General features: G+C 66.7%; 10 protein-coding genes. 3 read left to right on the top strand and 7 right to left on the bottom strand.

Features of this window, described 5'->3' with window-relative positions; translation table 11 throughout:
• Nucleotides 1-97: 97 nt before the first annotated feature.
• The 3 genes from D3654_RS04020 to D3654_RS04010 form a co-directional block, all read right to left on the bottom strand.
• Nucleotides 98-1,399, bottom strand: coding sequence for a serpin family protein (locus D3654_RS04020; protein ID WP_120520242.1), 1,302 nt, complete (start codon nucleotides 1,397-1,399; stop codon nucleotides 98-100).
• Nucleotides 1,400-1,523: 124 nt separating this feature from the next.
• The gene (locus D3654_RS04015) at nucleotides 1,524-2,969 is read right to left on the bottom strand and encodes an amino acid permease (protein ID WP_120520241.1); all 1,446 of its coding nucleotides are present in this window, start codon (nucleotides 2,967-2,969) and stop codon (nucleotides 1,524-1,526) included.
• A gap of 186 nt (nucleotides 2,970-3,155) precedes the next feature.
• On the bottom strand, nucleotides 3,156-4,640 hold the full coding sequence (locus tag D3654_RS04010) for an XRE family transcriptional regulator (protein ID WP_120520240.1): 1,485 nt from the start codon (nucleotides 4,638-4,640) through the stop codon (nucleotides 3,156-3,158).
• 134 nt (nucleotides 4,641-4,774) lie between these two features.
• Between D3654_RS04010 and aceA the strand changes: the two genes are divergently transcribed.
• Together aceA and aceB are read left to right on the top strand one after the other, a co-directional pair.
• Nucleotides 4,775-6,115, top strand: a complete 1,341-nt coding sequence (gene aceA / locus D3654_RS04005) for an isocitrate lyase (RefSeq protein ID WP_120520239.1) — start codon at nucleotides 4,775-4,777, stop codon at nucleotides 6,113-6,115.
• A 424-nt stretch (nucleotides 6,116-6,539) separates the two neighbouring features.
• Nucleotides 6,540-8,207: a malate synthase A gene (gene aceB, locus D3654_RS04000; protein WP_120520238.1), complete on the top strand. Its 1,668-nt coding sequence runs from the start codon at nucleotides 6,540-6,542 to the stop codon at nucleotides 8,205-8,207.
• Nucleotides 8,208-8,370: 163 nt separating this feature from the next.
• Here the strand turns inward: aceB and D3654_RS03995 are convergent, their stop codons facing one another.
• From D3654_RS03995 to D3654_RS03980, 4 genes are all read right to left on the bottom strand, one after another.
• Nucleotides 8,371-9,570 carry an MFS transporter gene (locus D3654_RS03995; protein WP_120520237.1) on the bottom strand — a complete coding sequence of 400 codons (1,200 nt, stop codon included), beginning with the start codon at nucleotides 9,568-9,570 and terminating at the stop codon, nucleotides 8,371-8,373.
• A 100-nt stretch (nucleotides 9,571-9,670) separates the two neighbouring features.
• Complete coding sequence (locus tag D3654_RS03990) at nucleotides 9,671-10,426, bottom strand: ThuA domain-containing protein (RefSeq protein ID WP_120520236.1); 756 nt, start codon at nucleotides 10,424-10,426, stop codon at nucleotides 9,671-9,673.
• On the bottom strand, nucleotides 10,426-11,526 hold the full coding sequence (locus D3654_RS03985) for a Gfo/Idh/MocA family protein (protein WP_120520235.1): 1,101 nt from the start codon (nucleotides 11,524-11,526) through the stop codon (nucleotides 10,426-10,428). Before D3654_RS03985 ends, D3654_RS03990 begins: the two co-directional genes overlap by 1 nt.
• A gap of 296 nt (nucleotides 11,527-11,822) precedes the next feature.
• Nucleotides 11,823-13,040 (bottom strand): ROK family transcriptional regulator, encoded by a 1,218-nt coding sequence (locus D3654_RS03980; protein WP_120520234.1) that lies wholly within the window; start codon nucleotides 13,038-13,040, stop codon nucleotides 11,823-11,825.
• Between the two features lie 129 nt (nucleotides 13,041-13,169).
• On the opposite strand from D3654_RS03980, the gene D3654_RS03975 reads away from it, so the two are divergent.
• Nucleotides 13,170-14,360, top strand: a complete 1,191-nt coding sequence (locus D3654_RS03975; protein WP_120520233.1) for a Gfo/Idh/MocA family protein — start codon at nucleotides 13,170-13,172, stop codon at nucleotides 14,358-14,360.
• The last annotated feature ends 93 nt before the right edge of the window (nucleotides 14,361-14,453 follow it).

Here is a 14,453-nt window from a genome sequence, read left to right as displayed (position 1 = left end):
TACTACAACACTGAACGCATCCACGCCGCCATCAAGGACACCCCGATCACACGAGTGTCACCAACCTAATGGCCGAGTACAGCTAGCGGCACGCGGGCTACCGCGGGTCCGCCACCTGACCCATGAACAGGGGCAGGCCCGTTTCGAGGTGCACGATCTGGTAGTGGAACGGCCGGTCGAAGCTGATGCTGCGCGGCGGCATCACGGCGGCGGAGTCCCGGGCGTTGATCTGCGTGACGGCCGCGGCAACCGTGCCCTTCTCGGCCACCGTGATGTTGGCCGCCTGCGCCGCCGCCGTGAGGAACATTCCCGGCTGGATCGCGTTGAAGCCGGTGTCGGTGCTGAAGGTTTCCTTCAGCCCCATCCGGATGAGCATCTTCTTCAGGTCGAACTTGCTCTTGTGGTCCCATTTGGGCAGCTTGACCTCAACCGGCGACGGCGATGCGTGCTCCAGTGCCGCCGCTACCTCGGCGAGCGTCCCGGCGTCGAGGGTGGCTGAAGGTAGCGCTGTTCGCCCGGGCGTGCCGGCATCCGGCAGCACGAGCCGCATCGCGAAGCCCTCGGCGTAGGGCAGGTCGACGGCCTGCCAGCCCGTGTCCTTCGCGTACGCCACGTTCACGGTTCCTTCCATGGTGGGCACGTTGATCATTTCGCCGCCGGCCTTGGTGAAGGGGCGGTCACGGGTGTTCTCGGGGTCGAACGGCATGTTCCAGGCCGCGGCGAAATAGGCGGCATTCAGGAGGCTGAAGGTGTCCTCCGGGTCGAACTTCACCGGGGCCTTCTTGATGCGTCCGCCGGTGTTCTTGTCCACCCAGGCATCGATCGCCGGCTCGGTCACCGCGGCGTTCCGGAAGTCCACGGGATACACGCCGGTGCCGTAGTGCCGGGCCAAAGTGTCCAGGTACGCCTGGCCCGTCGGGGTGTCCTTATGGATGAACAAGCCGTTGGCCACATGCATGACCGGTTTGCGCGGCGGGTTGTCCTCGTCCACTGAGGCCGGATCGCCGTCGTACTTTTCCAGGGAGGCGAGCAGCGCATTCATGGACTCGTCGCGGGCGGCGGCGGGCAGCCCGAGCACCGTGTCCATCTCAGCGGCGGTGGCCCCTGACGCTCCGGCGCGGAGCATGGACAGGGCGATCAGCAGGCTGCCGGGCGAGGAGACGACGTTGCCGTTGCGTTCCTCGCCGCCGTCGGCGATCAGCGTGGTGCCGAGTTTCAGCGAGGAAGCGCGGTGGGCGGCCAGTTCCCCGGGGTACGCGGAACTGCTGACGGCGGCCCTCCCGACGTCGGCCTTCTGCAGCGCCGGGGCCGACGGCGGAGCGCAGGAGGTCAGCAACGCTGCGGTAAGCAACCCTGCGGTTCCCAAGGCGAGCAGCGTGGCAAAGGGCTTGGTTTTCATGGTGGACCTCCCGCGGGTGGTGGCTGCTTTCAGTCAAGCAGCCACCACCCGGCGAGGCCATGGAAAGCCGGTCACGTTTGCGGCTCGCTTCGCTTGCAATTCCGCATACCCCGGCCCGCCATCGTTACTTCGAGGCGCCCACCGGGTCCTCGTCCTTTTCGGCCGCCTCGTCCTTTTCAGCCGCGGCGCGGCGGGCCTTGAGCTTCTTGTTCACCAGCGGCCAGAAGATGGCCAGCACGGCCACGGACACCAGGGAGGTCCACACCTGCGTGCGTCCGGAATCGCCGGAGAAGAGCATGACCACCACAATGCCGACGACGGCGGCGATCACCAGGATGCCCAGCCAGGGGTGCAGCCACATGCGCAGCTTCAGGGCCGCGGTTTCCTCAGGGGTCATCCGGGCCCGGGTGCGGAGCTGGGTCAGGGCAATGAAGGCGTAAACGAACAGTGCCACCAGGCCGGCCGAGTTCATGATGAAGTCGAAGATTCCCGAATCCGGTGCCGTGAAGTTGATGAGGACGGCGGCGTACCCGCCCAGCGTGGAGGCGATCACGGCGGCCACCGGGATGCCGCCGGCGGACTTGCGGGCGATGATCTTCGGAGCGTAGCCCTGCTGGGCGATGGAGGAGAACATGCGGGCCGCCGAGTACAGGCCGGAGTTCAGCACGGAACACACGGCGGTGAGGATGACGGCGCTCATCACGACGTCGGCGCCGGGCAGGCCGTAGAGGCTGAAGAGGTGGGCGAACGGTGCCTTTTCCTTGGGGTCGGGCAGCTGGTTCCACGGCACGATGGTGACGATCAGGAGCACAGCGCCGACGAAGAAGATCAGGATCCGCCAGATCACCGTGCTGGTGGCCTGCCGGACGCCCTTAGCCGGGTCCTCGGATTCGGAGGCGGCCATGACGGCGATTTCCGTGCCGAAGTAGGAGAAGATCACGATCGCCACGCCGCCGATCACGGCGCCGAAGCCTTCGGGCATGAAGCCGCCGTGCTCCCAGAGGTTAGGGACGGCGAACTGGGCATTGGGCCATAGGCCGAGGGCGAAGAGCGTGCCCACCACCAGGAAGACCACGATCGCTGCCACCTTGATGCTGGCCAGCCAGAATTCGGTTTCGCCGAAGGAGCGCAGGGACACCAGGTTGGCGCCGGTGAAGACCAGGAGCAGGAGGACCGAGAAGATCCACTGCGGAATCGAGGGGACCCAGCCGTGCAGGATGGAGCCGCCCACCACGGCCTCGTAGGCGATCACGCCCACCCAGAAATACCAGTACAGCCAGCCCACGAAGTAGCCGGCCCAGTCGCCGAGGCCGACGCGGGCGTACTCCATGAAGGAGCCGACGGCGGGACGGGCCGCCGCCATTTCGCCCAGCATGCGCATGGCAAGGAAGACCAGCAGGCCGCCGATCAGGTACGAGATCACGGCGGCGGGACCCACCGCGTGAATCACGTTGGCGGAGCCGACGAAGAGGCTGGAACCGATGATGCCACCGAGGGTGATCATGGTGACGTGTCTGGAACGGAGCTTCTTGGGTCCGTGGCTTTTTGCGCCGGAGGTGTCGGCTGACATGGGTACTTCTTTCTTTGGGGAGTGCAGCGCCCGGAGGGCACACGGCATCCTATGTGAAAGAAGCACCCGCCGTACAAACGGGAGCTTCCCTTTGCATCCCCCGCGCGAACTGGCAGATAATGCCCTGTTTTCGCGGATTTAAGGGCAACAACTGCCAGTTCGCGCGAATCGCCGTCCGAAGACGAGCTACCCCGAATGGGCCTGCAGGAACGCGTACACCTCGGTCTCGTCCACGCCGGGGAAGGCACCGGGCGGCATGGCCGCGAGCAGGTGCGAGTGCGCCCGGGCCGACGGCCAGGCGTTGCCGGCCCACTCGGACGCGAGCGCCGCCGGCGGCCGCTTGCAGCAGGCCGGGTCCGGGCAGGTCGAGGTGGCGCGCGCCGTCGTCTCCCTCCCCCGGAACCACTTGACGTGCTGGTACGGCACGCCGATGGACAGCGAGAACTGGCCCGACGCCGAGCGCTCGGTCCGTGCGGTGCACCAGTAAGTGCCGGAGGGCGTGTCCGTGTACTGGGAGTAGGCGCTGAACTTGTCCGGCACGTCGAACACCGCTCGCGAGGTCCAGGCCTTGCACGACGGCTGGCCCTCGATCGCCCCGGTGTGGTCCTGCGGGAAGTTCACGCCGTCGTTCTCGTAGGCCTTGTAGATGATGCCGCTCTGGTGCGTCTTCTGGAAATGCGTGGTGATGCCCAGGTGCTTGGTGGCCAGGTTGGTGAAGCGGTGCGCGGCCGTCTCATAGGACACCGCGAAGGCGTCCCGGATGTCCTCGACGGCGATCTCCTTCGCAGCTTTCGCGCGCTGCAGAAATTCCACGGTGGTTTGTTCAGGCAGAAGCAGGGCGGCGGCAAAGTAGTTGGTGGCCACCCGCTGGGCCAGGAAATCTCCGTAGTTGCGGGGCGTCTCGTGCCCCAGGACGTAGTGCCCCAGGGCCTGCAGCAGCACCGAGCGCGGATCGTGGTCCTGGCGCTGGTTCTGCGTGAGGTAAATTCTGCGGTTCTTCAAGTCCGTCACGGAGCGGGTGGAATGCGGCAGGTCACCCACATGGTGCAGGGTGAATCCAAGCTTCTCGGCGATGTCCGCGATGACGTGCTGGCTCAGCGGCCCGCCGCTGTACCCCACCTGCGTGAGGACCTTCTGCGCCTCGGCCTCGTACTCGGGGAAGTAGTTCCCGCGCTCACGCATCATGGCACGCAACTCGCCGTTCGCGCGGCGGGCTTCTTCCGGCGTCGCCACCTGCTCGTTCATCTTCCGTTCGAGCTCATGCAGCAGCCCCACCTGCGCCTCCAACACATCGAGGGGAAGCCGCGAGCTGACGCGGATTTTCGGCAGGTTGAGGGACTCGTACAGCGGCCCGCGCTGGTAGCGTTCCAACTCGATTTCCAGGGCCGCGCGGCGGCTGGGCGGCTCGGCCCCGAGCAGCTGTTCAATGCTCACATTCAGCGCTCCGGCCAGGCCCTGCAGCAGGCCGAGTTTGGGTTCCCGCTTGCCGTTCTCAATGAGGCTCAACTGGCTGGCGGCGGTCCCGACGGCGGCGCCCAGTTCGTCCAGCGTGAGCCCGGCCTGTTTGCGCAGATGCCGCACGCGGCGGCCCAGGCTGATGACGTCCACTTCCGTAGTGGCAGCGGACGACGGCGGGACGGCAACTTCGCGGTTCCAGCTTGCAGGCGACATTTTTTGAGGATACGCGAAGAACTGCGTTTCTTTCCATCATTTTCCTCTGGAAACCCCTTGGAAAGTCCAGAAAAGTAGTTGTCACGGAAAAGTTCCACGGCAAGAAACCCAGTCAGCGTCAAAGGAGACAGACCATGACCGCAGCATTTGAACCAGAGCAGACCACCCCGCTCACCTCCTCCAAGGAAGACATTGAGCAGCAGGCCGCAGCGCTGGAACTCGAATGGGCTGCCAACCCGCGGTGGGAAGGCGTCACCCGTGATTACTCGGCCTCCGACGTCGTCCGCCTCCGCGGCCGCGTCTCCGAAGAGCACACCTTGGCCCGCCGCGGCTCCGAAAAGCTGTGGAAGCAGCTCACTGAAGAGGCTCCCGCGGGCGGTTACACCAACGCCCTCGGTGCCCTCACCGGCAACCAGGCCGTGCAGCAGGTCAAGGCCGGCCTGCGCGCCATCTACCTCTCCGGCTGGCAGGTCGCCGCGGACGCGAACCTTTCCGGCCACACCTACCCGGACCAGTCGCTGTACCCGGCGAACTCGGTTCCCCAGGTTGTCCGGCGCATCAACAACGCCCTGCTGCGCGCCGACCAGATCGAATTCGCCGAAGGCATCCAGACCGTGGAGGACTGGCTGGTTCCGATCGTCGCCGACGCCGAGGCCGGCTTCGGCGGCCCGCTGAACGCCTACGAACTCATGAAGTCCATGATCGCCGCCGGCGCCTCGGGCGTTCACTGGGAGGACCAGCTGGCCTCCGAGAAGAAGTGCGGCCACCTGGGCGGCAAGGTCCTCATCCCCACCCAGCAGCACATCCGGACGCTGAACGCGGCCCGCCTGGCTGCCGACGTCGCCGGCACCCCCACCGTCGTCATCGCCCGCACCGACGCCGAGGCCGCAACCCTGATCACCTCCGACGTCGACGAACGCGACCGCGAGTTCATCACCGGCGAGCGCACGGCCGAAGGCTTCTACAAGGTCCGCAACGGCATCGAACCCTGCATCGCCCGCGCCAAGGCCTACGCCCCGTACTCCGACCTCATCTGGATGGAGACCGGCACCCCCGACCTCGAGCTGGCCAAGAAGTTCGCCGAGGCCGTCAAGGCAGAGTTCCCCGACCAGATGCTCTCCTACAACTGCTCGCCGTCGTTCAACTGGCGCAAGCACCTGGACGACGCCACCATCGCCAAGTTCCAGCGCGAGCTCGGCGCCATGGGCTTCACCTTCCAGTTCATCACCCTGGCCGGATTCCACGCCCTGAACTATTCGATGTTCGACCTCGCCCACGGCTACGCCCGCGAAGGCATGAGCGCCTACGTCGAACTCCAGGAAAAGGAATTCGCCTCCGAATCCCGCGGCTACACCGCAACCAAGCACCAGCGCGAAGTCGGCACCGGCTACTTCGACGACATCGCCACTGCGCTCAACCCGAACGCAAGCACCCTGGCCCTGGTGGGATCCACCGAAGAAGGCCAGTTCCACTAACCCCCAGCCGCTCCCTCCGCTCGCAAGCTCGCGAGGGAACCCGGCGGCTGTGGGCCCAATTCCCGACGACGGCTGGTTGGGTTCCCGCCTCGCGTCCGGCCTGCGGACCGGCACTGCTCTGCCTGCTATTCCCCACGTCCCGGTTTTCGACCTCGCTGAGCGAGGACGGACCGGGACGCAGGGCCCCTTTTACGCAGGCTGCCGCAATACCGGCCTCTCCGGCCTCGTGCGTAAGGCGCCTTTCCGGCGGCCGGGCAAAAGTGATCCGGAAGCGTGCGTAAAAGGGGCCCTGTCCCCGTCCTCGGCCGAGCCTTGCGAGGCCCCAGGACGGGGATGGGGAATAGCACGCGGAGGATCGCTCTTGCCCGGCACCCAAGCCAACCGAGCCGCCGTCGAACATTTGCTTCTCAGAGGAGAGATCGACATGAACAGCTTCACCGACAGCTTCACCATCAATGGCATCACCCTGACTGCGCAGCCGATCTGCCGGCAGGGCGAGGTGCTTACTCCGGACGCCCTGGATTTCGTCGCGAAGCTGCACCGGGCAACGGCGGAACGGCGCCAGGAGCTGATGCAGGCCCGGCACGCGCGCCGGGCACAGATTTCTTCGGGCCAGGATCCGCGGTTCCTGCCCGAGACCGAGGGCATCCGCAACGACCCGAACTGGCGCGTCGCTCCCCCGGCGCCGGGCCTGGAGGACCGCCGGGTGGAAATCACCGGCCCCGTGGACCGCAAGATGACCATCAACGCGCTGAACTCGGGCGCCAAGGTGTGGCTGGCGGACATGGAGGACTCCTCCACCCCCACGTGGCGCAACGTGATCCAGGGCCAGCTCAACCTGACCGACGCGCTGGAACGCCGCATCGACTTCACTTCCCCGGAGGGCAAGGAGTACCGGCTGCGCGATGACCAGGAGCTGCCCACCATCGTGGTCCGGCCGCGGGGCTGGCACCTGCCGGAGAAGCACATGCTGATCGACGGCAAGCCGATCGCCGGCGGCATCGTGGACTTCGGCCTGTTCTTCTTCCACAACGCCCGGCGCCTGCTGGCCCAGGGCCGCGGACCGTACTTCTACTTGCCGAAGATCGAGAACCACCTCGAGGCCCGGCTGTGGAACGACATCTTCGTGCTGGCCCAGGACCTGCTCGGCATCCCGCAGGGCACCATCCGCGCCACCGTGCTGATCGAGACCATCACGGCCGCGTTCGAGATGGAGGAAATCCTGTACGAACTGCGCGACCACGCCGCAGGCCTGAACGCCGGCCGCTGGGACTACATCTTCTCCCTGATCAAGAACTTCCGGACCCGCGGGCCGCGCTTCGTCCTGCCGGACCGCGGACAGGTCAGCATGACCCAGCCGTTCATGCGCTCCTACACCGAGCAGCTGGTGCGCGCCTGCCACCGCCGCGGCGCCATGGCGATCGGCGGCATGGCTGCCGCTGTCCCCAACCGCAAGGACGAGGCCGCCAACACGGCGTCCTTCGAGAAGGTCCGCGCGGACAAGACCCGCGAGGCCACCGACGGTTTCGACGGCTCCTGGGTTGCCCACCCGGACCTGGTGCCGGTGTGCCGTGAAGTGTTCGACGCCGTCCTGGGCAACCCGGACAACGGAGGAAAACAGAACCAGCTGGACCGCTCGCGGGAGGACGTCACACCCGACGACCGCGCGCTGATCGACATTTCCACCACCGAGGGAAACATCACCGAGCAGGGCATCCGCATCAACATCGAGGTGGGGATCCGGTACATCGAATCGTGGCTGCGCGGCAACGGCGCCGTGGCCATCCACAACCTGATGGAGGACGCCGCCACCGCGGAGATCTCCCGCTCCCAGCTGTGGCAGTGGATCCACTCCCACGCGATCACCGAACACGGCGACATCATCACCCGCGAATGGGTGGAGGAACTGCTGGATGAGGAGTTCGCCCGGCTGGAACGCTTCGACGACGACCGCTTCACCGATGCCCGCAGCATCTTCGAAGAAGTCACCCTCGCCGAGGACTTCCCCACCTTCCTGACCATCCCGGCCTACGCCCGCTTCCTCACCGAAGCCAAGGAAAAAGCCAGCGAGGAAGAACTGATCGCCGCCTAGAAATTTCCGTCAGCCGGGCTGCCTGCACTCTTCGCAACAAGTGACCCCGAAGGCCGGGGAGGCAGCCCGGCGGCGGAACCACCCTTTTCATACAGCGCGAACTGGCAGCAGATGCCCCTAAGACCCAATTCAGAGGGCATCTGCTGCCAGTTCGCGCTTGGGTTTAAGAGGGGCGGCGCTTGCCTGCGCTCCGCACCGAGAGGGTGGTGCAGATGGCGAAGGCCAGCACGGAGCCCAGGATCACCAGCAGCGGCGGCGTCCAGTTGCCGGCCTGCTCGTGTACGAAGCCCACGGCGCTCGGGGCGATGGCCGCGAAAAAGTAGCCCACGCCCTGCACCAAGGCCGACATCCGGCCGGCCGTTGCCATGTCGGGAGCCACTTTGATCAGGGCAGAAAAGATGATGGTGAAGCCGCCGCCCTGCGCGATCCCGGCACCGATGCACCACAGCCACCACAGCGACGGCGCCAGCAGCAGGCCCACGGGGATGGTCGCCCACAGCGCACTCACGGTGAGGGCCACCGCCGTCGGGCTCCAGTACTTGGCCAGCAGCGGAACCCCGAGCGATCCCACGATCGCCAGGACCTGGAAGATCGAGGCGCCGGCGCCGGCCTGGGTGGCCGTCATCCCGAGGGTGTCGCCCAGGAAGCTCGGCAGCCAGGTGGTGACGCCGTAATAGGAGAAGGCCTGGCCGGCGAAGCCGACGGTCAGCCCGGCGGTGATCCAGAAGACGCCGGCCACCGGCACGGCGCCGGCCGCCCGCATCGGCGGCAGCGGAACGGGAACGAACGCGCGCCGCGGCCCGAACGCCATGGCCCACGCCGCCGTCGCCACCAACGCGAAAATCCCGACGGCGGCCAGCGCCGTCCGCCAGCCCACCACTTCCGCGATGGGTGCTGTGACCACCGAGGTCAGGAAGGCGCCCACGTTCAGGAACGCCGAGTACAGACCCATCGCGGTGCCTTGCCGCTTCGGCGAGACGTCGCGCCGGATGATCAGCGGAATGCAGATGTTCCCCACGGTGATCGCCAGGCCGATCAGCACGGTTCCCAGGAGTACGACGGCGGGTGCCCCGGCCGAGCGCAGCACCACGCCTGCCAGGACGCCCAGCAGGGTGAGGGTGACGGCGAACTCTGCACCGAACTTCCGCCCGGCCACGGCGGCGGCCGGCGAAGCGAGGGAGAAGCAAAGGACGGGGATGCTGGTCAGCAGGCCCAGGACCACAGGCGGGAAGCCGAGTTCGGCCTGCATGGTGTCCAGCACCGGCGCCACGGAGACGATCGGGCCGCGCATGCACAGCGAAATCAGGGCGATGCAGGCCAGGACCACCCAGCTGCGCGGGACGCGTGAGAACAAGCCGGTCATTTTTCGATCACTCTTCTTGCTATCACGGCAACGGCGCCCCGGTTGCGAAAACCGGGGCGCCGTTGTCGAAAATCACGCTGTCCAAGACGACGCGGATGACTTAGTTGTCCGGGCCGAGGTACCAGCCGCGCTGCGGGTTGGACACCTCCGGAGCCTCCCGGAAATGTTCTGGCTGCGCCACCCAGCCCACGCCGTTGGCGATCACCTTCTGGATCTGCGGCTGGTGGTAGACCGGGTAGTCCTGGTCGCCCGGGCTGAAGTAGAAGATCCGGCCCTTGCCGCGGGAGAAGGTCACGCCGGAGCGGAACACCTCGCCGCCTTCAAAGGAGCTGATGAAGATCAGGTCATCGGGCTCCGGGATGTCGAAGAGTTCGCCGTACATCTCCTGCTTGGGGATGACGATGGGGCTTTCGATGCCCGCCGCGATCGGGTGGGATGGCTTGACCGTCCACACGAGTTCGCGCTCGCCGTCGTTGCGCCATTTCAGGGAGCAGGTGGTGCCAAGCAGCCTGGTGAAGATCTTCGCGAAGTGCCCGGAATGCAGCACCACCAGGCCCATGCCGCCAAGCACGTGGCGCTGCACCCGCTCCACCACCTCGTCGCTGACGTCGCCGTGGGCGATGTGGCCCCACCACAGGAGCACGTCGGTGCGGGCGAGCACATCCTCGGACAGTCCGTGCTCCGGATCGGCGAGGGTCGCCGTCGTGATGTCAGCGTCCGGGTAGAAGGTCCGCAGGCCGCCCGCGATGGCCCCGTGCATGCCCTCCGGGTACATTTCGGCCATGGTGGCCGGGTGGTTGTTGGCCTCGTGGACGCCTTCGTTCCAGACGACGATGTTCAGTTTGCGGTCGGCCATCAGAGACGTACCTCCCGGCCTTCGAGTGCGGACTGGTAGCAGGCGTCGATGATCAGCGCACGGTTCAGGGCCAGCGAGCCGTCGTGCCGGCCCCACTCTGCTTCCCCGCCGCGGACCGCGGCCACGAAGTCCTCCACCACCTGCTGATGCATGCCGTCGCGGCCGACTTTCGGCACGTAGTCGGCGTTCTCCACGCCGTTGTCCTTGAAGACGTGGAGCTGGTTCTTCTCCGGTTCCGCGTAGCCGGCCACCTTGAGTTCGGCGCCGCCGTCGGTGCCGTAGACGAGGAAGTTGATCTCGTCGTCCGGGTGCCGGTAGCTGGCCCAGCCCGCTTCGATGACCAGGGTGGCGCCGCCTTCGAGCCGCAGGAACGCGGAGGAGAAGTCCTCCACCTCGAACTTGTTGGAATTGGTGGTGGCCTTGTAGTTGGCGTTGCCGCCCAGGCCGCGCGGGCCAAGCTCTGCGTGGGTGCTGGCGGAGACCGCAAGCACCTTCGGCTCGCCCAGCAGGTGCAGGGCGTAGTCGAGGACGTGGACACCGATGTCGGCCAGCGGCCCGCCGCCGGCAAGTTCCGGGTTGGTGAACCAGCTGCCGAGCGTAGGGATGCCCTGGCGGCGCAGCCACGCGGCTTTGGCGTAGTACGGACGGCCGAGTTCGCCCTGGTCGATGACGGACTTGAGTGCCTGGATGTCGCCCCGGCGGCGGTGGTTGAAGGCCACGTCCAGCACGCGGCCGGATTTGCGGGCCGCGTCCACCATGGCCTGGCCTTCGACCCCGTTGCGTGCGATCGGCTTCTCGCTCAGGACGTGGATACCCTTCTCCAGGGCGGCGATGGCGATCGGGGCGTGCAGGAAGGTGGGGACCGCGACGCTGATGGCGTCCAGTCCGGCCAGCTCGATCATGTCTTCCCAGCGGGCGAACGCGTGCGGGATGGAGTACTGCTCCTTCATTGCGGCCAGGAGCTCTTCCTCCATGCCCGCGGCGGCCACGATCTCGACGCCGTCGATCTTGCTGTAGGCCTCGAGGTGCTGCTGGCCGGCCCAACCGATGCCGACGACGCCTACCTTGAGGGTCGTGGACGTAGCGTGCTCAATGCTCACGGTTTCCTGTTCTTTCCTGGGTTCGTCGTGGAGGTGTTCGGTGCTTCAGAGCGCGAGTGGGCGTCGGAGCTTGTCCAGCGCCGCCGGCTACTTCTGTTTTTCATCATGCAAAAGTCTGCAGTCAGATCGATATAAGTAAGTTTTCACGGACCGCAAAGGGGTGTCAATCAGCTAAGCGCTTTGANGTGTCAATCAGCTAAGCGCTTTGATCCACAAAACTTGCCCGCAGACACAAATGACGCCCGCGGCCGGTGCCGCGGGCGTCATTCTGCAGATCCCGGAAAAAGAGGAAGAGGTCAGTTGCGCTGGGCCGCCGCCACCGCAGACTCCACCACCGCAGGGGACAGCACGTGGTCGATGACCATCCGGCTCGCGCCGAGAATGGCCGCCTCAGTGCCAGCCTTCGACTGTTCGATCCGCAAGTGGGACGTCGCCAGGGGCAGGGAGCGGCCGTAGACCGTCTCGCGGATCCCGGCCAGGAGCTGATCTCCGGCGCGCGAGAGGCTGCCGCCCACCACAATCACCGAAGGGTTGAGCATGTTGACGCAGATTGCCAGGACCTCCCCCACCTCGCGCCCGGCCTGCCGCAAAGCATGGATGGCCTGCACGTTTCCTTGCGCGGCCAGGTCCACAATGTCCGAGCCGGAGGAGGCCTGCACGCCCTGCGCAGCCAGCTTTGCCACCAGCGCTGGCCCCGCCGCGAGGGCTTCAAGGCAGCCCGTGTTGCCGCAGCGGCACAGGACCCCTTCGCCGCCGGGGACACGCACGTGGCCAAGGTCGCCCGAGGTGCCGTCGGCGCCGCGCTGGAGCTGGCCGCTGCTGATGATCCCGGCCCCGACGCCGGTGGCCAGCTTGATGAAGAGCAGGTCGTCATAGGCACTCCAGTGCGCGTACCGCTCGCCCAGCGCCATGATGTTGACGTCGTTGTCCACCAGCACTTCGGCGTCGATTCCCTGACGGATGTAGCCCACCACGTCGAAGCCGTCCCAGCCGGGCATGATGGGCGGCTTCACCGGCATGCCGCTGCCGTGCTCCACCGGGCCTGGAACGCCGATGCCCACGCCTGCGATGTCCTCCGCCTTGCGGCCGATGCCCTCAAGCAGCTTGCGGCCGTTCTCGAGGATCCAGCCAAGGACCTTTTCCGGTCCTTCGGCGACGTCGAGCGCTTCGGAATGCCGGGCAAGAATCTCGCCGTTCAGGTCGGTGACGGCCACCGCGGCATGGCTCGCTCCGACGTCGGCGGCAAGTACCAGCCGCACGCCGGCATTGAAGGCAAATTTCGACGGCGGCCTGCCGCCTGACGAGGCCGCCTCGCCGGCCGGACCCACCAGCCCGAGACCCGTCAGGGCGTCGATCCGTGCGGCGACGGTAGTGCGCGCCAGGCCTGTCTGTTCGGCAAGTTCGGCGCGGGTCCGGGCTTTGCCGTCCCGGAGCAGCTGAAATAGATCGCCCGCACGGGCGAGCACACCGGCCTCGGCCGCAGGCCTCTCCGGGCGCTGGGTACTGGTCACCATGGTTAAGGAATAGCACAACGGGCGGGGTAACGGGCCGCTTCAGGCGCTCGAAAGCTGAACTTTTGATTGACTCGAGGCAAAAGTGACCGTAGTTTCGAGTGAAACGCCATCCATCGAGGGGATTCCCGCATGACTACTCTGGACCCGTCCGCCCGGCAGCGCCCGTTGGGGGTGGCTGTGATTGGTTATGCCTTCATGGGGAAGGCGCATTCGAATGCGTGGCGGAACGTGGGCGCTTTCTTCGGGGTCCCGGCCTTTGAGCGGAAGGTGCTCGTGGGCCGGGACGCGGAACTGGTGGCCGAGGCCGCAGCGAAGTACGGGTGGGCCGAGTCCGCCACGGACTGGCGTTCGGTCATTGAACGCGACGACATCGACATCGTCGATATCTGCGCCCCGGGGTGGATGCACGCCGAGATCGCGGTCGCCGCCCTCGCCGCGGGCAAGCACGTCCTCGTGGAGAAGCCGCTGGCGAACACCCTGGCCGAAGCCGAAGCGATGGTTGCCGCCGCTGTTGCTGCCCGGGCCCGCGGGGTGCAGTCCATGATCGGCTTCAACTACCGCCGGGTCCCGGCCCTGGCCCTCGCCCGCGAACTCATCGACGAGGGCCGGCTCGGCACCGTCCGGCACGTCCGCGCCGCCTACCTGCAGGACTGGCTCTCCGACGCCCAATCCCCGATGACCTGGCGGCTGCGCAAGGACACCGCAGGGTCCGGGGCCCTGGGCGACATCGCCTCCCACGCCATCGACCAGGTCCTCTACCTCCTCGGCGACACCGTCACCGAGGTGTCCGGCCGCCTCCACACCTTCGTCACCACCCGCCCCGGCCCCGATGGTCCGGCAAGCGGGCTGGAAGAGGTCACGGTCGACGACGCCGCCTGGGCCACCCTGACCCTGGCCTCCGGAGCCATCGCCTCCGTGGAAGCCTCCCGCGTCGCCACCGGCCAGAAGAACAGCCTCACACTCGAAATCTACGGCGACAAAGGCACCATCCTGTTCGACCTGGAAAACCTCAACGAACTCGGCTTCCTGGACGCCACCGCCCCCGCCCGCGAACAAGGCTTCCGCCGCATCCTCGTCAACGAAACCGACCACCCCTACATGAACGCCTGGTGGCCCCAAGGCCATGTGATCGGCTGGGAACACACCTTCACCCACCAAATCCGCGACTTCCTGCACGCGGTTCAATCCGGCGAGGCCCCCTCACCCTCCTTCGAAGAAGGCCTGGCCGTGCAAAAGGTCCTGGCCGCCGTCGAAGAATCCGCCAACAACAAAAGCACCCTCACCGTCGTCAACACCGCCCCCGCCAGCGAAGGAGCCTGACCATGGCCCGCCCCTACACCCTCTTCACCGGCCAATGGGCCGACCTGCCCCTCGAAGACGTCGCCAAGCTGGCCTCAGGCTGGGGCTACGACG

Origin of the sequence: Arthrobacter celericrescens (assembly GCF_003614925.1) — a bacterium.
Taxonomy (GTDB): Bacteria; Actinomycetota; Actinomycetes; order Actinomycetales; family Micrococcaceae; genus Arthrobacter; species Arthrobacter celericrescens.
The sequence above is the reverse complement of the archived record's forward strand: the minus strand, read 5'-3'. Positions and strand labels throughout refer to the sequence as shown.